The organism is Pseudoxanthomonas sp. LjRoot127, assembly GCF_964253495.1.
GTDB lineage: Bacteria > Pseudomonadota > Gammaproteobacteria > Xanthomonadales > Xanthomonadaceae > Pseudoxanthomonas_A.
In genome coordinates this window covers 2,839,454-2,861,147 of the sequence record NZ_CAXUQR020000001.1, presented here as the reverse complement: position 1 = coordinate 2,861,147, position 21,694 = coordinate 2,839,454, and the positions used below count along the sequence as shown (strand labels likewise).

21 protein-coding genes and 1 riboswitch are annotated in these 21,694 nt (G+C 67.5%); of the genes, 13 read left to right on the top strand and 8 right to left on the bottom strand.

What is annotated here, in order from left to right; all coding sequences use genetic code 11:
• Positions 1–2: 2 nt before the first annotated feature.
• The 3 genes from ACSQ19_RS13355 to ACSQ19_RS13345 are packed head-to-tail and all read left to right on the top strand — an operon-like array spanning position 3 to position 2,788.
• Positions 3–545, top strand: coding sequence for a PH domain-containing protein (locus ACSQ19_RS13355; RefSeq protein WP_435997594.1), 543 nt, complete (start codon positions 3–5; stop codon positions 543–545).
• A gap of 9 nt (positions 546–554) precedes the next feature.
• Positions 555–1,373 carry a M15 family metallopeptidase gene (locus tag ACSQ19_RS13350; RefSeq protein WP_435997593.1) on the top strand — a complete coding sequence of 273 codons (819 nt, stop codon included), beginning with the start codon at positions 555–557 and terminating at the stop codon, positions 1,371–1,373.
• Positions 1,343–2,788 (top strand): FAD-binding protein, encoded by a 1,446-nt coding sequence (locus ACSQ19_RS13345; RefSeq protein WP_435997592.1) that lies wholly within the window; start codon positions 1,343–1,345, stop codon positions 2,786–2,788. Before ACSQ19_RS13350 ends, ACSQ19_RS13345 begins: the two co-directional genes overlap by 31 nt.
• Positions 2,789–2,795: 7 nt before the next feature.
• Here ACSQ19_RS13345 and ACSQ19_RS13340 read toward each other — a convergent pair whose 3' ends face one another.
• From ACSQ19_RS13340 to ACSQ19_RS13320, 5 genes are all read right to left on the bottom strand, one after another.
• A complete protein-coding gene (locus tag ACSQ19_RS13340; RefSeq protein WP_435997591.1) occupies positions 2,796–3,470 on the bottom strand; it encodes a DNA-3-methyladenine glycosylase family protein in 675 nt (224 codons plus the stop codon).
• Between the two features lie 4 nt (positions 3,471–3,474).
• Positions 3,475–3,843, bottom strand: a complete 369-nt coding sequence (locus tag ACSQ19_RS13335) for a DUF423 domain-containing protein (RefSeq protein WP_296280902.1) — start codon at positions 3,841–3,843, stop codon at positions 3,475–3,477.
• Between the two features lie 144 nt (positions 3,844–3,987).
• The gene (locus tag ACSQ19_RS13330; protein ID WP_299341468.1) at positions 3,988–5,151 is read right to left on the bottom strand and encodes a polyketide cyclase; all 1,164 of its coding nucleotides are present in this window, start codon (positions 5,149–5,151) and stop codon (positions 3,988–3,990) included.
• 267 nt (positions 5,152–5,418) lie between these two features.
• Positions 5,419–6,060, bottom strand: coding sequence for a response regulator (locus ACSQ19_RS13325; protein WP_296280898.1), 642 nt, complete (start codon positions 6,058–6,060; stop codon positions 5,419–5,421).
• Positions 6,057–7,298, bottom strand: a complete 1,242-nt coding sequence (locus ACSQ19_RS13320; RefSeq protein WP_435997587.1) for a sensor histidine kinase — start codon at positions 7,296–7,298, stop codon at positions 6,057–6,059. The genes ACSQ19_RS13325 and ACSQ19_RS13320 overlap by 4 nt, the downstream gene beginning before the upstream one ends.
• A gap of 179 nt (positions 7,299–7,477) precedes the next feature.
• Between ACSQ19_RS13320 and ACSQ19_RS13315 the strand changes: the two genes are divergently transcribed.
• The 8 genes from ACSQ19_RS13315 to ACSQ19_RS13280 all read left to right on the top strand — a co-directional run bounded on the left by ACSQ19_RS13315 (position 7,478) and on the right by ACSQ19_RS13280 (position 15,006).
• Positions 7,478–8,074, top strand: a complete 597-nt coding sequence (locus ACSQ19_RS13315) for a GNAT family N-acetyltransferase (RefSeq protein ID WP_296280894.1) — start codon at positions 7,478–7,480, stop codon at positions 8,072–8,074.
• Positions 8,071–8,844, top strand: coding sequence for a septum site-determining protein MinC (gene minC / locus ACSQ19_RS13310; protein WP_296280893.1), 774 nt, complete (start codon positions 8,071–8,073; stop codon positions 8,842–8,844). Before ACSQ19_RS13315 ends, minC begins: the two co-directional genes overlap by 4 nt.
• A gap of 43 nt (positions 8,845–8,887) precedes the next feature.
• The gene (minD, locus tag ACSQ19_RS13305; RefSeq protein WP_296280891.1) at positions 8,888–9,697 is read left to right on the top strand and encodes a septum site-determining protein MinD; all 810 of its coding nucleotides are present in this window, start codon (positions 8,888–8,890) and stop codon (positions 9,695–9,697) included.
• 2 nt (positions 9,698–9,699) lie between these two features.
• Positions 9,700–9,954 carry a cell division topological specificity factor MinE gene (gene minE, locus ACSQ19_RS13300; RefSeq protein ID WP_296280889.1) on the top strand — a complete coding sequence of 85 codons (255 nt, stop codon included), beginning with the start codon at positions 9,700–9,702 and terminating at the stop codon, positions 9,952–9,954.
• 132 nt (positions 9,955–10,086) lie between these two features.
• On the top strand, positions 10,087–10,536 hold the full coding sequence (locus ACSQ19_RS13295) for a hypothetical protein (protein WP_436000980.1): 450 nt from the start codon (positions 10,087–10,089) through the stop codon (positions 10,534–10,536).
• 198 nt (positions 10,537–10,734) lie between these two features.
• Complete coding sequence (locus tag ACSQ19_RS13290; RefSeq protein WP_435997584.1) at positions 10,735–12,720, top strand: M2 family metallopeptidase; 1,986 nt, start codon at positions 10,735–10,737, stop codon at positions 12,718–12,720.
• A 72-nt stretch (positions 12,721–12,792) separates the two neighbouring features.
• Positions 12,793–14,343 carry a trypsin-like serine peptidase gene (locus tag ACSQ19_RS13285; RefSeq protein WP_435997582.1) on the top strand — a complete coding sequence of 517 codons (1,551 nt, stop codon included), beginning with the start codon at positions 12,793–12,795 and terminating at the stop codon, positions 14,341–14,343.
• A gap of 123 nt (positions 14,344–14,466) precedes the next feature.
• Positions 14,467–15,006, top strand: a complete 540-nt coding sequence (locus ACSQ19_RS13280; RefSeq protein WP_435997580.1) for a metal-dependent hydrolase — start codon at positions 14,467–14,469, stop codon at positions 15,004–15,006.
• Between the two features lie 85 nt (positions 15,007–15,091).
• Here the strand turns inward: ACSQ19_RS13280 and ACSQ19_RS13275 are convergent, their stop codons facing one another.
• Both ACSQ19_RS13275 and ACSQ19_RS13270 read right to left on the bottom strand, forming a co-directional pair.
• Positions 15,092–15,502, bottom strand: coding sequence for a hypothetical protein (locus tag ACSQ19_RS13275; RefSeq protein ID WP_435997578.1), 411 nt, complete (start codon positions 15,500–15,502; stop codon positions 15,092–15,094).
• An 18-nt stretch (positions 15,503–15,520) separates the two neighbouring features.
• The gene (locus ACSQ19_RS13270) at positions 15,521–16,774 is read right to left on the bottom strand and encodes a multidrug effflux MFS transporter (RefSeq protein WP_435997576.1); all 1,254 of its coding nucleotides are present in this window, start codon (positions 16,772–16,774) and stop codon (positions 15,521–15,523) included.
• Between the two features lie 200 nt (positions 16,775–16,974).
• Positions 16,975–17,096, top strand: a riboswitch (glycine riboswitch).
• A gap of 41 nt (positions 17,097–17,137) precedes the next feature.
• Between ACSQ19_RS13270 and gcvP the strand changes: the two genes are divergently transcribed.
• Positions 17,138–20,041 carry an aminomethyl-transferring glycine dehydrogenase gene (gene gcvP, locus ACSQ19_RS13265; protein WP_435997574.1) on the top strand — a complete coding sequence of 968 codons (2,904 nt, stop codon included), beginning with the start codon at positions 17,138–17,140 and terminating at the stop codon, positions 20,039–20,041.
• 244 nt (positions 20,042–20,285) lie between these two features.
• Here gcvP and ACSQ19_RS13260 read toward each other — a convergent pair whose 3' ends face one another.
• Positions 20,286–21,035 (bottom strand): autotransporter outer membrane beta-barrel domain-containing protein, encoded by a 750-nt coding sequence (locus ACSQ19_RS13260; RefSeq protein ID WP_435997572.1) that lies wholly within the window; start codon positions 21,033–21,035, stop codon positions 20,286–20,288.
• A 262-nt stretch (positions 21,036–21,297) separates the two neighbouring features.
• Between ACSQ19_RS13260 and ACSQ19_RS13255 the strand changes: the two genes are divergently transcribed.
• The gene (locus tag ACSQ19_RS13255) at positions 21,298–21,690 is read left to right on the top strand and encodes an NAD-binding protein (RefSeq protein ID WP_435997570.1); all 393 of its coding nucleotides are present in this window, start codon (positions 21,298–21,300) and stop codon (positions 21,688–21,690) included.
• The last annotated feature ends 4 nt before the right edge of the window (positions 21,691–21,694 follow it).

Sequence of the window (21,694 nt, the reverse complement as noted above, 5' to 3'; positions counted from 1 at the left end):
CCATGCAACAGAAGCAACACTACGAGATCGCTCCCCTGCCCGGCCGCGTCGCCCTGTGGCTGTGGCTGCCGATGCTGGGCGCCCTTGGCCTGACCGTCGCCGCCCTGCTGCTGGAATCCCCTGCGCCGCCGCTTGTCGCATGGCTGACGGTGCCGTTCGTGCTGACGGTAGGCGCCATGCTCGCGCTTGCGATGCGTCGCAGGCGGATCGTGCTCGACCACCGCACGCTGCGGGTGGAGGCCGCGTTCTACACGAAGACGCTACCGGTCGAATCCATCGACCTGGACAGGGCGCGCGTGCTGAGCCTGGAGGAACACACGGACCTGGCCCCGATGCTGAAGACCAACGGCTTCAGCCTGCCGGGCTTCAAGGCCGGCCACTTCCGCCTGCGCAACCTCGGCAGGGCGTTCTGCCTGGTGACCGATCGCACGCGCGTACTCACCCTGCCCTTGCGCGATGGCGGTCTGGTGCTCGTGAGCCCCGCACGCCCCGGCGACCTGCTGGCGACGCTGCGCGAACTGGCGGCGCCTTCGCCGCGTCGCTAAGCTGCGGCCATGCGACGCCCCACGCGCCCCCTGAAAACGCTGCTGCTCAATACGGCGCAGATCGAACTGTGGCCTGCGGATGTGCTGCACGTGCGCGGCAACGCCGACGCGCGCTCGCTCGCCGGCGCGCATACCGTATTGCGCCGGAAGCGGGATGGCCGCTACCTGGCGGCTGTATCGACACGGGCAGTGCGCCCGCTCGTTCCGCGCCTGTTCCTTGAGCCCGGCCTCGACGAGGCGTGGGATGCCCTCGACCGGCTCGAGCAGGCTACGCGCGGCATCGATGCGGACGCGCAAGGCTCGCTGCCCCTGCATGCGTTGCAGCAACGGCTGCACGACGTGGGGCTGGACGACTCCTACGGCGAGCGCAGCGGCTTGCCGTTGGTTCCCGAACCGGCCGCGCTGGTGTTCGCCGGGCGCGACCGTTATCGCCGCCCCCTGTGGCTGTCGGCAGCCACGGCGCGCGCCTGGCTGGCCATGCAGCGCGCCGCCTACCGTGACGGCCTCATGCTGGACGCGATCTCCGGTTACCGCAGCCACGACTACCAACTCGGCATCTTCGACCGGAAGCGGGCGCGCGGACTGACCGTCGAGCAGATCCTCACCGTCAATGCCGCGCCCGGCTACAGCGAACACCACAGTGGCCACGCACTCGACATCGGCACGCCCGGCGAACCCCCGGCCGAGTCGTCCTTCGAACGGACCGCGGCCTTCGCCTGGCTCACCCGGCATGCGGGCGATTTCGGCTTCGGCATGAGTTACCCGCGCGACAATCCGCACGGCATCGTGTACGAGCCGTGGCATTGGTGTCACCGGCCGGTGTGCTGAGCGGCATGCGTCGCCGCGACGCGTTGGGCTGTGCACTGGCCGCGGGTACGGTCGGCTGCCTGCCCGGCTGCGGCGGACCGGCCGAATCCGCGGAGTCGGCCAGCGATATCGCTGCGCTGGACACTACGCGCATCGCCGGCGTGGTGCGGCCGACGACCACCGCCGGCGTCGCGGCGGCCTTGCGTGCTTGGCGCGGCACGGTCTGCATCGCTGGCGCGCGCTTCAGCATGGGCGGCCAGACACGCGAGCCCGATGCGCTGCAGGTCGACCTGGCCGGCATGGATCGCCTGCTGGCGCTGGACCCGGAAGCGCGCGTCGCGCGCGTGCAGGCCGGCATGCGCTGGCGTCGCCTGCAGGCGCTGCTCGACCCGCACGACCTGTCCGTGAAAGTCATGCAGAGCTACAGCAATTTCAGCGTGGGCGGCTCGGTCTCGGTGAACTGCCATGGGCGCTACATCGGCGAAAGCGCCATCGCCACCACGGTGCGTGCGCTGCAACTCGTCACCGCGGAGGGACGCACGCGCGAACTGTCCCGCGAACGCGAGCCCGACCTGTTCTCCGCCGTGCTGGGAGGCTACGGCGGCCTCGGCGTGATCACCGAAGTGGAGTTGGACCTGGCGCGCAACACCCGCATCGCGCGCAGCGTCGCGGCAGTGTCGCTGGACGACTATCCGGACTGGTTCCGGGCGAACGTGCTGGGCCAGGACGATGTCGTCATGCACAACGCCGATCTGGTGCCTCCCGGCTTCGACGCACCGTTGGCCATCACCTGGTCGCGCAGCGATCTGCCATTGACCGACACGCGCCGCCTGGTGCCCGAGGGGCTGGATTACAGCCGCGAGCAGAACCTGATCTGGTCGGCCACCGAACTGCCCGGCGGGGACGCGCTGCGCGAACGCTTCATGACGCGCCGCCTGCAGAGCGAACCTCGGGTGATCATGCGCAACTGCGAGGCCAGCCTGGATGTCGCCTCGATCGAACCGCGCACGCGTCGCGTCTCCACCTACTTGCTGCAGGAGTATTTCGTCCCTGTGCGGGCATTCCACGCGTTCGTTGCGCGCATGCGCGCCATCCTCGGTGGCGCGGACGCGGTCCTCAACATCTCGATCCGCCACGCGACGACGGATGCCACCTCGCTGATGCGCTGGGCGGACCGCGACATGTTCTGTTTCGTGCTGTACCACAAGCAGCGCTCGTGGCAGGACGCGCGCGCCATCGGCTGGACGCGGGCGCTGATCGACGCCGCGCTGGACCATGGCGGCCGCTATTACCTGCCCTACCGCCTGCACGCCACCCGCCGTCAGTTCGCGCGGGCGTATCCGCAGGCGGGCCGCTTCGCCGCGATCAAGCACCAGGTCGATCCGGGCAACCGGTTCCGCAATCTGCTCTGGGACCGCTATCTGCCCGGGCCGTGAGGCGGCATCAGTCCTGCGAACGTTTCGTCGGCACCTTGCTGTCGCTACCGAAATCCGCGATGCGCCACAGGTACTGCGCGGCGTAGGTCCGGTAGGGCCCCCACTTCTCGCCCCGCGCCGACAGTTCCTTGGGCGTCGGCATGGCATCCAGCCTGTCGACGAACTGCGCGCCCTTGCGCACGCCCAGGTCGTCGATCGGCAATACATCGGGGCGACCCAGGCGGAACATCAGCATCATCTCCACGGTCCAGCGCCCGATGCCGCGCACGGGCACCAATGCCGCGACGATCTCGTCCTCGTGCATCGTCGACATCTGCCGCAACGTGGGGATCTCGCCCCGCTGTTCGCGCAAGGCCAGGTCGCGCAGCGCCAGCGTCTTGTTGCCGGACACGCCGCAGGCGCGCAGCGCGGCGTCGTCGATGCTGCCCAAGGTGTCGTGGTGCAGGCGTGTGCTGCCGATGGCCGCCTCGACCCGACCCACGATCGTGGCGGCGGCCTTGCCGCTGAGCTGCTGGTACAGGATGGCGCGCGCGAGCGCATCCACCGGATCGAACGACGTCTTCCACGTCGGCTGCGGCGCGATGTACCCGATGCGCTTCATCCAGGTGCCCAGCCGCCGGTCGCGCCGGGCCAGATGGTCCCAGGCCTGTTCCGTATCGAAGCCGCGGGCGTGCCGGGGCATGGCGTCAGCGACGGACGGCGTCGACTGCCCAGATCACCCAGCCGAGCATCAGGGCAATGCCCCCCGCCGGCGCCAGACGCGTGGATACGCCACCGAGTGCGCCTGCGGCCAAGCTGCCCGCGAACAGCAGTGTGCCCAGCAACAGCAGGCAGAGCGCCGCCTTGCCCATGCGCCGTGTCGTGCTGGGGCCCAGCGCCGCAAGGGCAAGGCCGTGGCCGAACGCGAACAGTGCGGCGGTCTGCGCGTGGGACTGCGCCTGCGCAGCGGCCATCCCGTGCGACGCATAGGCCGACAAGCCCACGGCCATCGCCGCGAGCAGCCCTCCGCACAGGGCCAGGAACGAAGGTTTGCGTTGGCGGCGATCGTAGTTCATCGGCTCACGGGTCCCGGAGTCGGATGGGCATCCTGCCAGCGGAGGACGGCCAGTCGCGGAACGCCGGCCCCACAAACGCAACGCGCCGCATGAAGCGGCGCGTTGGCCTGGAACCGATCATCCGGGACGGTCGTCCGGGAAGATTTACTGCTTGACGGCCCAGTAGATATCGAACTTGCCGGTGGCCTCGAACGAGCCGTCGACACCCGACTTCCATGCCTCGTACGGACGGTCGACGACTTCGTGACCCGAGGTGACCGCCCAGGCACGCAGTGCGTTGCGCTGGTTGTCCAGCTCCGCCATGTAACCGGTGTAGCTGGCGAAGGCCGACTTGCGGGCTTCGGTGCGGACGTATTCGACCGGGGCACCGGACGGAATGGTGACCTTCAGCTCACCCGTCGAAGCGACCGGCGCGGCGGACACCGGCGGCGCAATCGGGCCGGCGTTCTCGGCGGCATCCGGCTTCGGCGCGGCGCTGCCCTTGCGGACCGGCTGCGCGATGTCGAAGGCGTACTTCTCGGTGCCGAAATCGGTGGTGATGATGCGCAGCGGACCGGCGGCGACCAGGCCGTTGGCGTCCATCACGCGCTTGATCCACTCCTGGTTCTGCTTGATCGAGGCCTTGATGGCGTCGTTGGTGCGGTCGATGTTGCCGGCGTTGACGACCAGCAGGTCCTCGGCGGGCACGTCGACGATCTTCAGGTCGGTCAGCGGGCTGCCTTCGGTGCGGTAGTCGAAGTTCGGCACGGTGGCCAGCATGTTGGTCAGCTTGCCCAGGCCGGCCTTGACGGCGTCGCCGACGTGGCGGCTGACGTACATGCCCGCATAGCGGCCGAGCAGGTTGAAGCCGTAGGTGACCTCATAGCTCTGGGTGACCTTCACGTTGCGGTTGTTCTTGCCGCTCGGCGTCAGCGTGAAGACGCTGCGCTTGTCGTCGCCCATGCGCTTGTCGACGATCGAATACGCGATCTTGCCGGGACCACCGGTCGGCGCCGGACGCTCGCTCTCGACAATTTCCCAGCTGCCCTGGCCCCAGGCGGCATCGGCGGAGTTGAATTCCACCTTGGCGCCCACGCCCGTGTTGTTATCGCCGCCGGAGTAGCTCAGTTCGTTGGCCGCGCTCGGGATCAGCGGGTTCCAGTCCTTCAGTCGGCGCACGTTGTTCAGCGTGTCGAACACGATGGTCATGCGACGGTTGGTCTCGACGCTTTCCTCAAGCTGGCGCTTGGAAGGCAGGATCAGGCCGATCACCAGAAACAGCGCCAGAACCAGCGCCAACGCAATCACGAACTCGATCAAACGGGTCATTCAGGAGTCTCCGGGGGCCGGTGCCTCGGCCGTGAAAAAAATGCACCGCGCATCCTAGCAGGGTTGCAGGGCTTCGCGCAGCCCATCTGACACCGGTTGGCCGCCCCGTTCCGGGCACGTACGCGGGCGCATGTCGTCCCCTCACGCGAAGCGCTGTTGCGCTGCAGCGACGGGCGTTCCGGCCGTTCAATCGTTGGCAGGACCGGTCGGCCGGACCCTTCATCTTCCCGCGGAGCCGACGGGATGTCCGCAGGGCCCGGCCGGGGCTCAGACGAGCTGCAGTTCGAAGGCCTTCAGCACGGCCCGCGTCCGGTCGCGTACGCCCAGTTTGGACAGGATGTTGGACACGTGGTTCTTGATGGTGCCCTCGGCCACGCCCAGCGAGTTGGCTATTTCCTTGTTGGAGAAGCCGCTGGCCATCAGCCGCAGGATCTCGGTCTCGCGATCCGTCAGCGGATCGGGCCGATCCAGGCTGACGAACTCGTTGCGCATGTGTTCCAGCCCCGACAGCAGGCGCTGGGTGACCGCCGGTTGCACCAGCGAGCCGCCATCGGCCACGGTGCGGATGGCGCCGACCAGTTGCTCGAGCGAGACATCCTTCAGCAGGTATCCCTTGGCGCCTGCCTTCAGCCCGGCGAGGACCAGTTGGTCGTCGTCGAACGTGGTCAGGATGATGGTGGGCGGCAGCTGGCCCGTGCGTGCCAGCGCCTGCAGGGCTTCCAGGCCCGACATCACCGGCATGCGCATGTCCATCAGCACCACGTCGGGCTTGGCCTGCGGAACGACCTCGATGGCCTGCTTGCCATCCGCCGCCTCGGCCACGACCTCGATGCCGTCGTCCAGCGCCAGCAGGGAGCGGATGCCCTGGCGCACCAGGGTTTGATCGTCGACCAGACAGACACGGATCACGGGGTTCCTCCGGAGCTGAGCTCGGGTATGGGTTCGGGTGGGGAAGCGGAAGGGGCGTCGAGCGCCGGGGCCGCCTCGCTGGCGGGCAAGGCGATGTGCAGGCAGAAACCCCTGCCCGGCTGGGTTTCGATGCGCAACATGCCGCCGTACTGGGCCAGGCGCTCGCGCATGCCGGTCAGGCCATTGCCCGCCACCACCCGGGGACTGCCCGCACCGTCGTCGCGGGCATCGATCAGGATGTTGGCACCCTCGCGCCGGCAGTGCAGCCACAGGTGCTGGGCGCCGGCGTGGCGGACGGCGTTGGTGATGATTTCCTGGGTACACCGCAGCAGCACGTGGGCGCGGTGCGGATCCTCCAGGGTCAGCGGTTCTTCGATATCCATGCGGATGTCGAGGGAGGGCACCTTTTCGGCCAGCGGCACCAGCGCCGCCCCGAGGTCGATCGCCCCGCTGTCGCGCAGCTGGCTGACGGCTTCGCGGACGTCCGTCAGCAACAGCCGCGCCAGGGTATGCGCCTGCTTCACGTGCTCCTGCGCGCGCCCCTCGGTCATGTGGCCGGCGACTTCCAGGTTCAGGCTGAGCGCGGTCAGGTGATGGCCCAGCAGGTCGTGGAGTTCCCGGGAGATGCGGGTGCGTTCGTTGACGCGGGCACTCTCGGCGAGCAGCACGCGGGTGGCCCGCAGTTCGGCATTGAGCCGGCGCTGGTCCTCGCGTGCCTGCGCCTGCTGGCGCGCCACGTAGGTGGTGATCAGCACGAAGGCCGAAAACCCCACGTAGAACATGGACTGGAACAACGCCTCCCAGAAATTGAAGTCGTCGCGCGCCATGAACGACGGCACCAGCAGGACATGCGCAGCCAGCAGCCATGCGACCGCGAAACGCAGCTCCAGCAGCCAAGGCAGCACCCCCGCCATGATCAGCAGCAGCACCGCGCCCAAGCCGGTCTGGGTATAGAACCCCACGCCGATCGCGGTCGCCGTCAGCACCATCGCAAGCGGCACGTTCCAGGCGACCGGCACCGCGTCGCGCTGCCCATCCAGTGCACGGGTGGCCACCCAATAGATGGCGCCGAACGTGAAGTAGCACAGGGCGGTCAGCGGGAGGTTCACTCCCTGCCCGTCCGTGCCGCTGGACGGCGGCAACACCCACACATTCAGGATGATGGGAATCCCCACCAGGGCCCACGTGTAGAGCCCGGCGGCGCGCAGCAGGCGGGTATGGCTGAGTCTTCCCAACATCCGGGCATCTTAGGCGGAATCGTCCACGCCCATGTCCCAACTAAAGTCATGCCGACGTTGGAAGGAAGGTCGGCCGGGTTCATCCGCGGCTCACCCGCGCCTCGCCGGTCGCGGCGGCACCATGCGATAATCCGGCCTTGGCCTCGTGCCGCCCTGCAAGACCCGTTCGGAGTCAGGTAATGTCGATTGTCATCCGCGACGTGCGCGAGCACGAGCTGGATTCCGTCCTAGCCCTCAACAACAATGCCGGACTGGCGATCCTGCCGCTGGATGCGGCCAAGGTCCGCCGCTTCTACGAGACGGCCGAATACTTCCGCGTTGCCGAACGCGACGGCAACCTCGCCGGTTTCCTCGTCGGCTTCGGCTCCGCCGCCGACCACGACAGCAGCAACTTCGCCTGGTTCGGCGAGCGCTATCCCCGGTTCTTCTACATCGACCGCATCGTCGTGGCCAGCCGCCGTCGCGGCGGCGGCGTCGGACGCGCGTTCTATGCCGACGTTCAGAGTTTCGCGGAGCTGCGCTACCCGCAGCTGGCCTGCGAAGTCTTCCTCGACCATGGCGCGGACCCCGCCCTGCTCTTCCACGGCAGCTTCGGCTTCCGCGAAGTGGGCCAGAACGTCATGGCCGAAGCCGAGGTACGCGCGAGCATGCTGATGAAGGAACTCTGCAGCTACCCGTGGGTGCGCGAAACCTATGGCGACGCCCTGCCCGACGTGCCCTGGGCGCGGACCCGCCTGCTGGCCGACGCCAGCGCGCAGAGGCCGACGGGCACATGAGCGTGACGCGAGCTCCCATGGATTACGAACAGGCCGGCGAACTGAAGATCGGCCAGGTCGGCATCGCCAACCTCCGCATCCGCACCCTCGACGTCGACCAGTTGATCCGCGAGATGCGCGAACGCGTCGAACGCGCGCCCAAGCTGTTCGGGCGTGCGGCGGTGATCGTCGATTTCGGAGGCCTGACCCGGCTGCCGGACGTCGACACCGCGCGGGCCCTGATCGACGGCCTGCGCGGCGCCGGCGTGCTGCCGGTGGCGCTGGCCTACGGCACCCGCGAGACCGAGACGCTCGCCGAACACCTCGGCCTCCCCCTCCTCGCCAAGTTCCGCGCGCAGTACGAGCCCGTGGGAGGCACGCAGGCGCCGACGACGCCCGCGCGCCCTGCGCCCGAGCCCGTCCCGGAGAAGGCGCCCGCGCCCGCCAAGGCCGCGGAAAGCAAACCCGGCCTGGTGCAGAAGACGCCCGTGCGTTCGGGCCAGCAGCTGTATGCCGAGAACCGCGACCTGACCGTCCTCAGCACGGTGGGCGCCGGCGCGGAGGTCATTTCCGACGGTTCCATCCACATCTATGGCGCGTTGCGCGGCCGTGCGCTCGCCGGGGCGCGCGGCAATGCCGACGCCCGCATCTTCTGCCGTGAATTCCATGCCGAACTGGTCGCCGTCGCCGGCCACTACAAGGTGATGGAGGAAGTACCCAAGGAACTGCGCGGCAAGGCCGTGCAGATCTGGCTGGACCAGGACCAACTCAAGATCGCCGCGCAGGACTGAGCGCGGCGCCAACCGAACATAAGAACGACCAAGGAGAACACCGTTGGCTGAAATCATCGTAGTCACGTCCGGCAAGGGCGGCGTCGGCAAGACCACCACCAGCGCCAGCATCGCGTGCGGGCTCGCGCGCCGCGGCAAGAAGGTCGCGGTCATCGACTTCGACGTCGGCCTGCGCAACCTCGACCTCATCATGGGCTGCGAGCGCCGCGTGGTGTACGACTTCGTCAACGTCACACAGGGCGAGGCCACGCTGAAGCAGGCCCTCATCAAGGACAAGCGCTTCGAGACGCTGTACGTGCTGGCCGCCTCGCAGACGCGCGACAAGGATGCGCTGACCAAGGAAGGCGTGGAAAAGGTGCTGAAGGACCTGTCCGACGACGGCTTCGACTACGTCGTCTGCGACTCGCCCGCCGGCATCGAGAAGGGCGCATTCCTCGCCATGTATTTCGCCGACCAGGCCATCGTGGTCGTGAATCCGGAAGTGTCCTCGGTGCGCGACTCCGACCGCATCCTCGGCCTGCTGGACTCCAAGACCCGCCGCGCTGAAAACGGCGAGCCGCTGAAGGCCAACCTGCTGCTGACGCGCTACAACCCGGCGCGGGTGGAAGGCGGCGAGATGCTCAGCATCAAGGACGTGGAAGACGTGCTGGGCCTCAAGACCCTGGGCGTGATCCCCGAATCCGGCGACGTGCTCAACGCGTCCAACAAGGGCGAACCGGTCATCCTCGACTTGGAATCGCCGGCCGGCCAGGCCTATGACGACACCGTCGGCCGCCTGCTGGGCGAAGACCGCCCGATGCGTTTCATCACCCTGGAGAAGAAGGGTTTCTTCAGCAAGCTGTTCGGAGGTTGAGCATGGGCCTGTTCGATTTCCTCAAGGCGAAGAAGAACACCGCCGAGACCGCGAAGAACCGCCTGCAGATCATCATCGCGCAGGAACGCAATTCGCGCGGCGCTCCGGATTACCTGCCGCTGCTCCGCCGCGAACTGCTGGAAGTGATCAAGAAATACGTCAACGTCGACGTCGATGCGGTGAAGGTCGACCTGATCAAGGATGGCGACCACGATGTGCTGGATATCTCGGTCGCGTTGCCCGAAGGCAATACCTGACGAGACCGGCTTGGTCGGGTGGAGCCTGCTCCGCTCGCTATTGTCAGGTCCGGAACGAAAGGCAGCGGAGCAAGCTCCGCTCTACGCATGACGCCCGACGACACTGCTGCCATCGATGGGAACGCCGGTGTGATGCGGGTGCGCGAGCTGCCGCCCGGCGCTGCCGATGCGCTGCTTGCGTCCCATGGCCTGTCGCTCCATGTCGTCGACGATGGCGCACCGATCCCCGGCAGCTTCTGGGGCGAACCCGAGGCCGGCGTCATTGCCCACAACGTCTACGTGCGCGGCGATACGCCCGTGCACTCGATGCTGCACGAAGCCTGCCACCTGATCGTGCTGCCGGACGAGCGCCGCGCGCAGGTGCATACCGACGCCACCGATTCGGTGATCGAAGAGGACGCCACCTGCTGCCTGCAGATCATCCTGGCCGACGCGCTGCCCGGCGTGGGGCGCGCGCGCCTGATGGCCGACATGGATGCGTGGGGATACACCTACAGGCTGGGCTCGACACGGGCGTGGTTCGAGCAGGATGCGGATGACGCCCGCGCCTTCCTGAAACATCGCGGATTGCCCCACCTCTGAGCCCCCCCTCTGTTGGAGCGACGTCAGACCTTACGCCTTCCGGTCCCGGGGGACCCTATGCCTCCGCGGTTGGACGCCGACGCTACGCGCTCGCGACTGACGTCGCTCCTGCGGGGGAACAGACGCCGCACTTGCCGCCCTTCGCCCGTCTCACTACCCTTCGGGTTCCCGTGCCAGCCGAACCCCGAAGGACGCCCCGTGAAGCATCGCCACCTCCTGCTCGCCCTCGCCGTCGGCGTGAGCATCGCCACGCTCGCCGCCTGCAAGAAGGACGAGCCTGCCAGCGACAAGGCCGCCACACCCGCCGCGCCGAAGGGCGAGACCGCCGACCAGTTCATCGCGCGCGTCAACGACGAGTTCAAGAAGATGTATCCGGAGCTGACCGCCGCGCAGTGGCTGTCCAGCACCTACATCAACGATGACAGCCAGCTGCTGGCCGCGAAGGGCAACGAGCGCTACCTCACCCAGCTCAACAGCTGGATCGAGCAGGCGAAGAAGTTCGAAGGCCAGCAAATGTCGCCCGAGACGGCGCGCGCCATCCAGTTGCTCAAGCTGGCCACCGCGATGCCGGCACCCAAGGATCCAGCCAAGCTCGCCGAGCTGACCCAGATCGCCACGAAGATGGAAGGCACTTACGGCGCAGGCACCTACTGCACCGGCGAAGGCGATGCGAAGAAGTGTCGCCAGCTGGGCGAGCTGGAAGACGTATTGCGCAGCAGCCGCGACTACGACGAGCAACTGGACGCATGGCAGGGCTGGCACACCATCGCCCAGCCGATGCGCGGCGACTACACCCGCTTCGTCGAACTGGTGAACGAAGGTTCCAAGGAAATGGGCTTTGCCGACGCCGGCGAAATGTGGCGCAGCGGCTACGACATGACCCCGGCCGAAATCGCCGCCGAGACCGATCGCCTGTGGGGCCAGGTCAAGCCGCTGTACGAGCAGCTGCACTGCTATACCCGAACCAAGCTGCAGGCGACCTACGGCGTGGAGAAGGGCCAGGTCAACGGCCTGCTGCCGGCCCACCTGATGGGCAACATGTGGCAGCAGGACTGGGGCAACCTGTGGGACGTGCTGGAACCCTACAAGGGCGCCGGCAGCCTCGACATCACCGGCGCGCTGGAGAAGCAGTACCAGGCCGATTACCAGGCCGCCCTCGCGAAGGCGGGTCCGGGCCCCGGCACCGATGCGCTGTTCAAGGCCGAACGCGACGCGCAGCTGCAGGTCGCCAGGCAGATGACCGAGCGCGCGCAGGACTTCTACACCAGCCTCGGCATGCCGAAGCTGCCCGAGAGTTACTGGGCGAAGACGCAGTTCATCAAGCCGATGGACCGCGACGTGGTCTGCCACGCCAGCGCATGGGACATGAACATGGCCGGCGACGTGCGCACCAAGATGTGCATCAAGCCGAACGAGGAAGACTTCACCACCATCTACCACGAGCTCGGCCACGTGTACTACTACCTGGCCTACAACAAGCTGCCGCCGCTGTTCCAGACCGGCGCGCACGACGGCTTCCATGAAGCCATCGGCGACACGATGGTGCTGGCGATGACGCCGGACTACCTGAAGTCCATCGGCATGGTCGATGCGACCGCGCAGAGCAACGAAGCGCTGATCAACGCCCAGATGCGCATGGCGCTGGCCAAGGTGTCGTTCATGCCCTTTGGCCTGATGATCGACCGCTGGCGCTGGGGCGTATTCGACGGCAGCATCAAGCCGGCCGACTACAACAAGGCATGGTGGGAACTGAAGGCCAAGTACCAGGGCGTGGCGCCGGCCACCGCGCGCGGCGAGGACTTCTTCGATCCGGGCGCGAAGTACCACGTGCCGGGCAACACGCCCTACACGCGCTACTTCCTCTCGCACGTGCTGCAGTTCCAGTTCTACAAGGGCCTGTGCGACGCGGCCGGCTACAAGGGCCCGCTCTACAACTGCAGTTTCTACGGCAACAAGGCGGCGGGCCAGAAGTTCTGGGCGATGCTCGAAAAGGGCGCCAGCCAGCCGTGGCAAGGCACGCTGAAGGAACTGACCGGCACCGAAAAGATGGATGCGGGCGCGGTACTGGAATACTTCGCGCCGCTGCAGGAGTGGTTGAAGCAGCAGAACGAAGGCCAGACCTGTGGCTGGCAGACGCCGGCCACGGTCGCCGCACCGGCGCCCGCGGCACCGGCGAAATCGTAAGCTCGCCACCGGGACGGGCCGCACATGGCCCGTCCTTCTTTCCGGAAACGACATCGCAAGGATGACCGACGCATGAAATCCGCCCCGACGCTCGGCCTGCTGGCCGGCCTGTTGCTGGCCTCGCCCCTTACCGCCTTCGCAGGCATCGACCAGGTCGCCGGCGAAGCCAGCCGTACGCCGGTGCAGGCCACGCCGGTATGGAAGTGGGCGCAGTTCCCCGCCCGCAGTGCGACATCGCTGGACTACCGGGAAATGCGCCTTGAGCGCCTCGTCGAGCTGGAGCGCAAGAACGGCCGTGCGCAGGTGAAGGCCACGCAGATCGGCATCGGACGCCACCTGTCGACCGAGGGCATCGCGCGCACGACGCCCGCACTGCGCTGGATTCCCCTGAAGAATGGGGGTGCGGTCGCACGCCTGCAGGTCGCATCACCGGATGCGCTGGGTCTTCGCGTCGGCCTGCAGGTCGGCGGGCTGCATCCGCACGCCGAGCTGAGGTTCGCAGGCTCGGACGAGCCGGGACGCGTCATCGCCAAGGTCACCGCGGCCGAAGCGCAGTCGCTCGCGGATGGAAATGGCCTGTACTGGACGCCCGCCACCGATGGCCAGACGCAGATCATCGAGATCTACCGTCCCGCGCACGTCAAGGCGACGCAGGCCCGATTGCAGGCCCCGCAGGTCTCGCACCTGGTCACCAACAGTCGCAACGACTTCAAGATCATCGAGAAGGTGGGCGAATCGGGCACCTGCAACATCAACGCCGTCTGTCGCGTCGATCAGCTGGGTCCCGCGTACGTGCAGGCCAAGAACGCGGTGGCGCACATGGTGTTCGTCGAGGCCGGCAAGAGCTACATCTGTACCGGCACGCTGCTCAATGACACGACGGCGTCCACCCAGGTCCCCTATTTCTATTCGGCCGCGCACTGCATTTCAGACCAGACCGTCGCCAACACCTTGAACACGTACTGGGGTTACGAGAACACGGGCTGCACCACCGCCAATGGCGTCAAGCAGAATCCCCTGGCGGGCGGCGCGGACATGTTGTTCGTCGACAGCGCGAGCGACGCCCTGCTGCTTCGCCTCAAGAATGCGGCACCCGCAAGCGCGACATTCGCCGGCTGGGATGCCAGCCCGGTCGCGTTGAACGCGGACGTGGTCGCTATCCACCACCCCGCCGGCGATGCCAAGAAGGTCTCGCTCGGCAAGTCGATGACGGGCAGTCCCTATCCGGAACGGTTTGCCGCCGGCTGGCTGGAAGGCACGACGGAGGGCGGAAGCAGTGGCTCGGGCATCTTCACCCGCTACAGCGACAACTCGTATCGCCTCCGCGGTGGTCTGTACGGCGGCTGGGCGACGTGCGCGAACGCCGGCAACCTCAGCAACTCGCAGAACCGCGACTTCTATTCCCGCCTCGACTTGATCTTCCCGCAGATCAAGCAGTGGATCGCGGCCGATCCCGTGCGCGAGAACAGTTCGCAGCCGTTGGTGCGTTCGTCGACGGCCATCGCGCAGGGCCAGGGCGCCCGCGTCGCGCCCGTCACGCAGACGCCGCCGCCGCCGGCACCGACGACGCCCGCGCGCCAGCGACCCGCGCCCGCTTTCAGGCCGATCCGGCAGGAACGCTGACCCCGCCCGTGACATCAAGAAAAGGCCGGCCATAGCCGGCCTTTTCTTTTCGCACACCTGGACTTCATCACCGGCTCACCCTGCCGCACGAGGCTGCCGTCCATCGCTTCCACGTCGCGCGCCATGCCCACCATCTTCACCCACGCCCTGCTTCCGCTGGCCGCCGGCGCCGCCGTGGGCACCGCACGCCTCCCGCCCCGCCTGATCGCCGCCGGCATGCTGGCGGCCGTGCTGCCCGATGCCGACGTCGTCGCGTTCAAGCTCGGCATCGATTACGCGCACGCCCTCGGCCACCGCGGCGCCAGCCATTCCCTCATGTTCGCGTCGCTGTGCGGCATGATCGCTGCGTGCGGTGCGCGGTGGTTCGGGGCGCCTGCACGCACGACGTTCCTGTTCATCGCACTGTCTGCCGCCTCGCATCCGTTGCTGGACATGTTCACGGACGGCGGCCTCGGCGTAGCGCTGTTCTGGCCGTGGTCCGATGCGCGTCATTTCGCGCCGTGGCGGATGATCGACGTGTCGCCGTTTGCCAACCGGTTCTTCAGCGCACGCGGCATCGACGTCTTGCTGTCGGAACTGCGCTGGGTGTGGTTGCCGGCGCTGATCGTGGCAGGATGGCTGGCGTGGTTGCGTCGCCGGATGTCGTCTGTGGGAGCGACGTAAGTCGCGATCGCACGGTTCGGGCCATCGCGGACTTCGACGCCGGCCAGTCGCGACTCACGTCGCTCCTACAGGGGACACAGGCGACTCAATTCACGTCCGGCGCCGCGTCCGGCTTGCTGGCCTTCATCTGCTCGGCGAGCTGTGCTTCGAACTGCTCCAGCGTCAGCCCCTGCGCGGCCGCCTCGATCACAGCGGTGTCGCGCAGTTCGTCCGAGTAGACCAGCCGCACCGGCTGGCCCTGTGCCTCGTGCAGGGCGGCGGCCTGCTTGATCATCGCCAGTACTTCGGCCGCGCTGTCGGAACTGCCGGCGATGCGGCCGTCGAGCCCCAGCACCCATACGCCGGCCTGGCGCACCACGCCGGCCAGCAGCTCGCCCTCGGGATTGCGCAGTTCCGCATGCGGCTCGATGGCCGGTGCATTCGCGCGCGCCTGGTGGTGCGCCTTGGTCGCCTTGCGCTTCTTCGCCTCGCGGCGGGCCTTGGACTGGATGGACATGGAAGTTCTCGCAGGACGTCAGAGTTGATCGGTGGGTTCCAGCGCTGCCGCGTTGGGCGGGCAGGCCAGTCGGCGCCGGTGGGCATGGGCTTCCCACTGCCACATCAGCCAGCCCAGCAGCACGAAGCCAGCCATCCCGAGCGCCAGGTGCAGGCCATGATGGCTCAGCAGCGGTGACAGCACGCCGGCGATGACGGCATTGACGATCAGGTTGCTGAAGGCCTGCAGCGACGACGCCGCACCGCGCTGGCGCGGATACATGTCGAGGATGGCCAGCGTCAGGATCGGGAAGACCAGCGCCACGCCCAGCGCCGCCAGCATCATCGGCAGTACCGCCCACGGCACGCGGATGTCCGCGCCCGCCCAGGCGTTGTAGCCCACGTTCGCCACCATCGCCAGGGCCATGCAGGCATAGCCGATCTTCACCAGTCGCGTGCCTTCGATGCGCCCGGCGGCGCGACCCGACAGGAACGCACCCAGCACCATGCCGCCGATGGTAGGCAGGAACAGCCACGCGAACTGCTGTTCGTCCAGGTGCAGCAGGTCCATCACGAACGCAGGCGCCGAGGCGATGTACAGGAACAGCCCCCCGAAGCTCAGCGAACCCGCCGCGGCCAGCCGCAGGAAGCGCGGATTGCGCGCGATGCCCACGTAGTCGCGCAGCAGGATGCGCGGGGACACCTTGAGGCGGGCCTGCGGCGGATGCGTCTCCGGCAGCCACCCCACCACGGCCACGATCAGCAGCAGGGAGAAGCCGGCCAGAAACCAGAAGATCATCGGCCAGGCGCTCCAGCCGAGGATCCAGCCCCCCACGATCGGCGCGATCGCCGGTGCGATGCCGAAGATCATCGACACCTGGCTCATCAGGCGTTGCGCATCGTCGCCATCGCGCGCATCGCGGATGACCGCACGGCCGACGATGAAGCCGACGCCGGCCGACAGGCCCTGCACGGCCCGGAACAGCAGCAGCGTGCCCATGTCGGTGGCCAGCGCGCAGCCCACCGACGCCAGCAGGAACACGCACAGCCCGCCAAGGATGACGCGCCGGCGACCGAACGTGTCCGACAGCGGGCCGTGCACCAGGCTCATCAGCGCATAGGTCAGCAGGTAGACACTGATGGTCTGCTGCATCGCCACCTTGTCCGCGCCCAGGTGCGCGCCCATCGCCGGGAACGCGGGGAAGATGGTGTCGATGGAAAACGGGCCGAACATCGCCAGCCCGCCCAGCAGCAGGGCCAGACGGCGGTTGGAGATGGCGTGGGGGGCACTCATTGCGGGGGAACTCCGGACAGTCACGGCACGGCTGCATGAACAGGCCGCGCCGGGCTGCACATGGTAAGCCCAAACCGCCGGTGGCCCGCCCCGACGGGCTATAATCCGCCGGCAAGACCAGGTGGGAGAAGCCCGTCGCCCGCGACGTGCTGCCGAAGGCGCAAACGCCCGTAATCGCTCAGGCCCGATACCACCGCTGCTGCAAACACTCTGGAGAGACCGGTCGCCCTCGTGGCCGCACCGGCGCCGAAGGGGCACGAAGCACGCGACCTCCTCGTCGGCGCGCTTCCAAACTCTCAGGCAAAAGGACAGAGGGGCACCCCACGTGCGGCTTCCGCACGCTGGCCCTATTCGCCCTTCCGGATGCCTGCCATGTCGAACACCCCCTCCCTGCGCGAGCTGGAACACCACGGCGCGTTCCTCGAACGCCACATCGGCCCCAACGACGCCGAGATCGCGCACATGCTTCGCGTGGTCGGCCACGATTCGCTGGACGCAATGACCGACGCCATCGTGCCGGGCAGCATCAAATCGGCGCAGCCGCTGGCGCTGCCGGCGCCGATCAACGAGGAGGAAGCGCTGGCCAAGATCCGCGCCGTGGCCGACCGCAACCAGGTCTTCCGTAGCTTCATCGGCCAGGGCTACTACGGCACCCATACGCCGAAGGTCATCCTGCGCAACATCCTCGAGAACCCGGCCTGGTACACCGCCTACACGCCTTACCAGGCGGAGATCTCGCAGGGCCGCATGGAAGCGCTGATCAATTTCCAGACCATGGTCACCGACCTGACCGGCATGGAAATCGCCAGCGCCTCGCTGCTGGACGAGGCGACCGCCGCCGCCGAGGCGATGACACTGGCCAAGCGCTCGGCCAAGTCGAAGTCGAACACCTTCCTGGTCGCAGGCGACACCCATCCGCAGACGCTGGAAGTGCTGGCCACGCGCGCCGAACCACTGGGCATCACCGTCGACGTGGTGCGCTCCACCGACGCCTTCCACGAGAAGCTCGCCGCCGGCGACTACTTCGGCGTGCTCGCGCAGTACCCCGCCTCGAGCGGCTGGGTCGAGGAGTGGTCGAAGGACGCCGACGCCATCCATGCGCACAACGCGCTCTTCGTCGTCGCCACCGACCTGCTGGCATTGACCCTGCTCAAGCCGCCGGGCGAGATGGGCGCCGACATCGTCATCGGCAACTCGCAGCGCTTCGGCGTGCCGTTCGGCTTCGGTGGCCCGCACGCCGCGTTCATGGCCTGCCGCGACGCCTACAAGCGCAGCATGCCGGGCCGCCTGATCGGCGTGTCGGTCGATGCCGAAGGCAAGCCGGCTTATCGCCTCACCCTGCAGACGCGCGAGCAGCACATCCGCCGCGAGAAGGCCACGTCCAACATCTGCACCGCGCAGGTGCTGCTGGCCGTGATGGCCAGCATGTACGCCGTCTACCATGGCCCGGAAGGCCTGGCGCGCATCGCCGGCCGCGTCGCCCGCCTCACCGCCATCCTCGCCGAGGGCCTGCGCACGCTGGGCTATCCCGCCGTGCATGCCAGCGCGTTCGACACGCTGTGCATCGAACCGGGCGATGCCCGCGACGCGATCCTGGCGCGTGCCAAGGCCGCCCGCCTGAATCTGCGCGTGCGCGGCAACGGTTCGCTGTGCATCTCGCTGGACGAAACCACCACCCGCGCCGACATCGACGCGCTGTGGGGCGTGTTCGCCGCTGAAGGCCCCACGCTGCCGTCGGTCGACGCGCTGGACGCCAGCGCCCCGTCGCTGATCCCGGCCGCCCTGCGCCGCACCAGCGCGTTCCTGACCCACCCGGTGTTCAACACGCACCACAGCGAACACGAACTGCTGCGCTACATGCGCGCGCTGTCCGACAAGGACCTGGCCCTGGACCGCACCATGATCCCGCTGGGCAGCTGCACCATGAAGCTCAACGCCACCGCCGAGATGATCCCGGTGACGTGGCCGGAGTTCGGCAATATCCATCCGCTGGCACCGGCCGAGCAGGCCGCGGGCTACACCCAGCTGATCGACGAGCTGGAAGCCATGCTGGTCGAATGCACGGGCTACGACGCCGTCAGCCTGCAGCCGAATTCCGGTGCGCAGGGCGAGTACGCCGGCCTGCTCGCCATCCGCGCCTACCACCGCGCGCGCGGCGAAGCGCATCGCGACATCTGCCTGATCCCCGAATCCGCGCACGGCACCAACCCGGCCAGCGCGCAGATGTGCGGCATGACCGTGGTGGTCACCAAGTGCGATGCCAACGGCAACGTCGACGTGGAGGACATCCGCCGCGCCGCCGAGAAGTACAGCGAGCGCCTGGCCGCGATCATGATCACCTACCCGTCCACGCACGGCGTGTTCGAGGAAGACGTGGTCGCCATCTGCGACATCGTCCACCAGCACGGCGGCCAGGTGTACACCGACGGCGCCAACATGAATGCCCTCGTCGGCGTGGCCAAGCCCGGCAAGTGGGGCTCGGACGTGTCGCACCTCAACCTCCACAAGACGTTCTGCATTCCGCACGGCGGCGGTGGCCCCGGCGTGGGCCCCTGCGCCGTGAAGGCGCACCTCGCCCCCTACCTGCCGAAAAAGCTGGGCGGCGAAGGCGACGTCGGCATGGTCAGCGCGGCCAGCTTCGGCAGCGCCAGCATCCTGCCGATCAGCTGGATGTACATCACGCTGATGGGCGCGGCCGGGCTGCGCAAAGCCACGCAGGTGGCGCTGCTCAACGCCAACTACGTCGCCAAGCGGCTCGAATCGCACTACGAGACGCTCTACACGGGCCGCAATGGCCTGGTCGCGCACGAGTGCATCCTCGACCTGCGCCCGCTCAAGGACGCCACCGGCATCAGCGCCGAGGACGTCGCCAAGCGCCTGATCGACTTCGGCTTCCACGCGCCCACGCTGAGCTTCCCGGTCGCCGGCACGCTGATGGTCGAGCCGACCGAAAGCGAGTCGCAGCACGAACTGGACCGCTTCATCGACGCGATGATCGAGATCCGCGAGGAGATCCGCGCGATCGAGGACGGCCGCCTGGACCGCGAGGACAACCCGCTCAAAAACGCGCCGCACACCGCCACGATGGTGATGGCCAGCGAATGGACCCACGCCTATCCGCGCGAACTGGCCGCGTTCCCGCTGGCCACGCTCAAGCAGCAGAAGTACTGGCCGCCGGTCGCGCGCGTGGACAACGTCTACGGCGACAAGAACGTCATGTGCGCCTGCATCCCGGTGGATGCGTACAAGGACGAAGTGGACGCCTGAGCGAGGCGCCTTGGATGACGAAGAAGCCCCGCTAAAGCGGGGCTTCTTCTTGCGACACTCGCTGGGTAGTCAAGGGCGAGCCGATGTCCGCGAAGCGGACATCGGTCTGGTTCAACGGAGGTGACCGCCTGTTGGAACTCCATTGCGTCACCCGTTGACGACGTTGGGCTTCGGCTCCTGGCATAGCCTTCCCTGGAAAGCGCACTAAACCCCATAGCCTGAGCCTAGCTGCTGACGTCGAGCGTCAGAAGTCCCACCGGCCAGTGATGGAAAGCGGCACCGAGACGCGGCTGCCGGTGTCGTTGATGGATGCCAGACCGAGTCCGGCGATCGCGGAATCGTCGTCGGAAAGATCGCCGATGTAGTTCACCCCTGCGGCGAGCGTCATGCTGAAGCGTTCGGTGAACGAGATCTGCGCACCGGCTTCGAGTCCGCCGCTCAGCACCCAGTCCTTCTCGTAGAACGGCGCGTTCGGAATCGTGATCGCAGCATCGGGAATCTCGAAGGTGGCCCGGATGTCGTCGGTTTCAGTCGCGCCGACTCGCGCCGCGATGAACGGCCTGACCCGGCGACCGTCGCCAAAGAAGTGCCGGTAGCCCACCTCCCACGTGTACGCGTCATAGCCCGAGAACCTGCCGAAGACGTCCAGCTCGGTATCGAGCGCCGGCACATAGGCGGCACCGACGCGCACGCGACCATCATCGGCGCTGGTCTCCCTGGCCTGGAGGAATACTTCGCTGCGGTCACTCAGTCCATAGCCCGCTTCCAGACCCCAGGAAGTGGCGTTGCCGTAGATCTGATCGTGGCTGCGGGAGCGGATGCGCAACTCCGCGCTGACGCCTGCCAGTGCGGGATTCAACGGGCCGAGATCCGGCACTGGCGCCACAGCGCCGGTGTGGACGTCGCCGCTGACCGGGATGTCGACGCCACCGAGCACCGACATCGAGAATTTTCCCTGCTCGGGACCCGTTGCGAACGCCGGCGCTGCCGCCATCAGCAAGGCAGCGCCAAGAAGTTTGATCTGCATGTCCCTCTCCCATCAGAGCAAATGACGCCTACCGACTGTAGGCACGTGCGTTACGCAAGAGTGGTCGAAGCGGATTCAACGACGCGCAGGACGTAAGCGTCCTTTCAGAGCTCCTCACGCCGTCTCCACGTTGCTGTATGTGCTTGTCGTTCGGTGGCGCCACCGCGACACCCTGCGGGCATGTCCGATACTGGTTGCGTGTGGATTCGACCTACGGGTAGACGTGTCGATGAAAGTCGTCATCAACGGAGCGGGTATCGGGGGCACCGCCCTCGCCTACTGGCTGCACAGGCTCGGCCATGATGTGACGCTGGTGGAGCGTGCGCCCCGGCTGCGCAGCGGCGGGTTCGTCATCAACCTCTGGGGCATCGGCTACGACGCGCTGGAAAAGATGGGTTTGCTGCCCGCACTGCTGGAGCAACAGCACGTTGCCGACGCGTTGCGCATGGTGGATGCCGCCGGGCGTACCCGTGGCGGGTATCCGTCCAGCGTGCTGAAGACGGCCCTGGGTGTGCGCCTTCGCGACTACGCGACGCTGCTGATGCGGCTGCCCGTCTTCCCCACGCTCCTGATGGGGCGCTACTTTCACGACGAAGCGACGTTGCCGGATTACGGAATCTGAGGCA

What these genes read in the sequence shown, in the direction of transcription:
- ACSQ19_RS13340 (WP_435997591.1), bottom strand. Translation starts at nt 3,470, where the DNA reads ATGCCCCGGCACGCCCGCGGCTTCGATACGGAACAGGCCTGGGACCAT.
- minC (WP_296280893.1), top strand. Translation starts at nt 8,071, where the DNA reads ATGAGCGTGACGCGAGCTCCCATGGATTACGAACAGGCCGGCGAACTG.
- ACSQ19_RS13315 (WP_296280894.1), top strand. Translation starts at nt 7,478, where the DNA reads ATGTCGATTGTCATCCGCGACGTGCGCGAGCACGAGCTGGATTCCGTC.
- ACSQ19_RS13285 (WP_435997582.1), top strand. Translation starts at nt 12,793, where the DNA reads ATGAAATCCGCCCCGACGCTCGGCCTGCTGGCCGGCCTGTTGCTGGCC.
- ACSQ19_RS13270 (WP_435997576.1), bottom strand. Translation starts at nt 16,774, where the DNA reads ATGAGTGCCCCCCACGCCATCTCCAACCGCCGTCTGGCCCTGCTGCTG.
- ACSQ19_RS13280 (WP_435997580.1), top strand. Translation starts at nt 14,467, where the DNA reads ATGCCCACCATCTTCACCCACGCCCTGCTTCCGCTGGCCGCCGGCGCC.
- ACSQ19_RS13335 (WP_296280902.1), bottom strand. Translation starts at nt 3,843, where the DNA reads ATGAACTACGATCGCCGCCAACGCAAACCTTCGTTCCTGGCCCTGTGC.
- ACSQ19_RS13260 (WP_435997572.1), bottom strand. Translation starts at nt 21,035, where the DNA reads ATGGCGGCAGCGCCGGCGTTCGCAACGGGTCCCGAGCAGGGAAAATTC.
- ACSQ19_RS13350 (WP_435997593.1), top strand. Translation starts at nt 555, where the DNA reads ATGCGACGCCCCACGCGCCCCCTGAAAACGCTGCTGCTCAATACGGCG.
- ACSQ19_RS13275 (WP_435997578.1), bottom strand. Translation starts at nt 15,502, where the DNA reads ATGTCCATCCAGTCCAAGGCCCGCCGCGAGGCGAAGAAGCGCAAGGCG.
- gcvP (WP_435997574.1), top strand. Translation starts at nt 17,138, where the DNA reads ATGCCTGCCATGTCGAACACCCCCTCCCTGCGCGAGCTGGAACACCAC.
- ACSQ19_RS13330 (WP_299341468.1), bottom strand. Translation starts at nt 5,151, where the DNA reads ATGACCCGTTTGATCGAGTTCGTGATTGCGTTGGCGCTGGTTCTGGCG.
- ACSQ19_RS13255 (WP_435997570.1), top strand. Translation starts at nt 21,298, where the DNA reads ATGAAAGTCGTCATCAACGGAGCGGGTATCGGGGGCACCGCCCTCGCC.
- ACSQ19_RS13355 (WP_435997594.1), top strand. Translation starts at nt 3, where the DNA reads ATGCAACAGAAGCAACACTACGAGATCGCTCCCCTGCCCGGCCGCGTC.
- ACSQ19_RS13295 (WP_436000980.1), top strand. Translation starts at nt 10,087, where the DNA reads ATGCGGGTGCGCGAGCTGCCGCCCGGCGCTGCCGATGCGCTGCTTGCG.
- ACSQ19_RS13320 (WP_435997587.1), bottom strand. Translation starts at nt 7,298, where the DNA reads ATGTTGGGAAGACTCAGCCATACCCGCCTGCTGCGCGCCGCCGGGCTC.
- minE (WP_296280889.1), top strand. Translation starts at nt 9,700, where the DNA reads ATGGGCCTGTTCGATTTCCTCAAGGCGAAGAAGAACACCGCCGAGACC.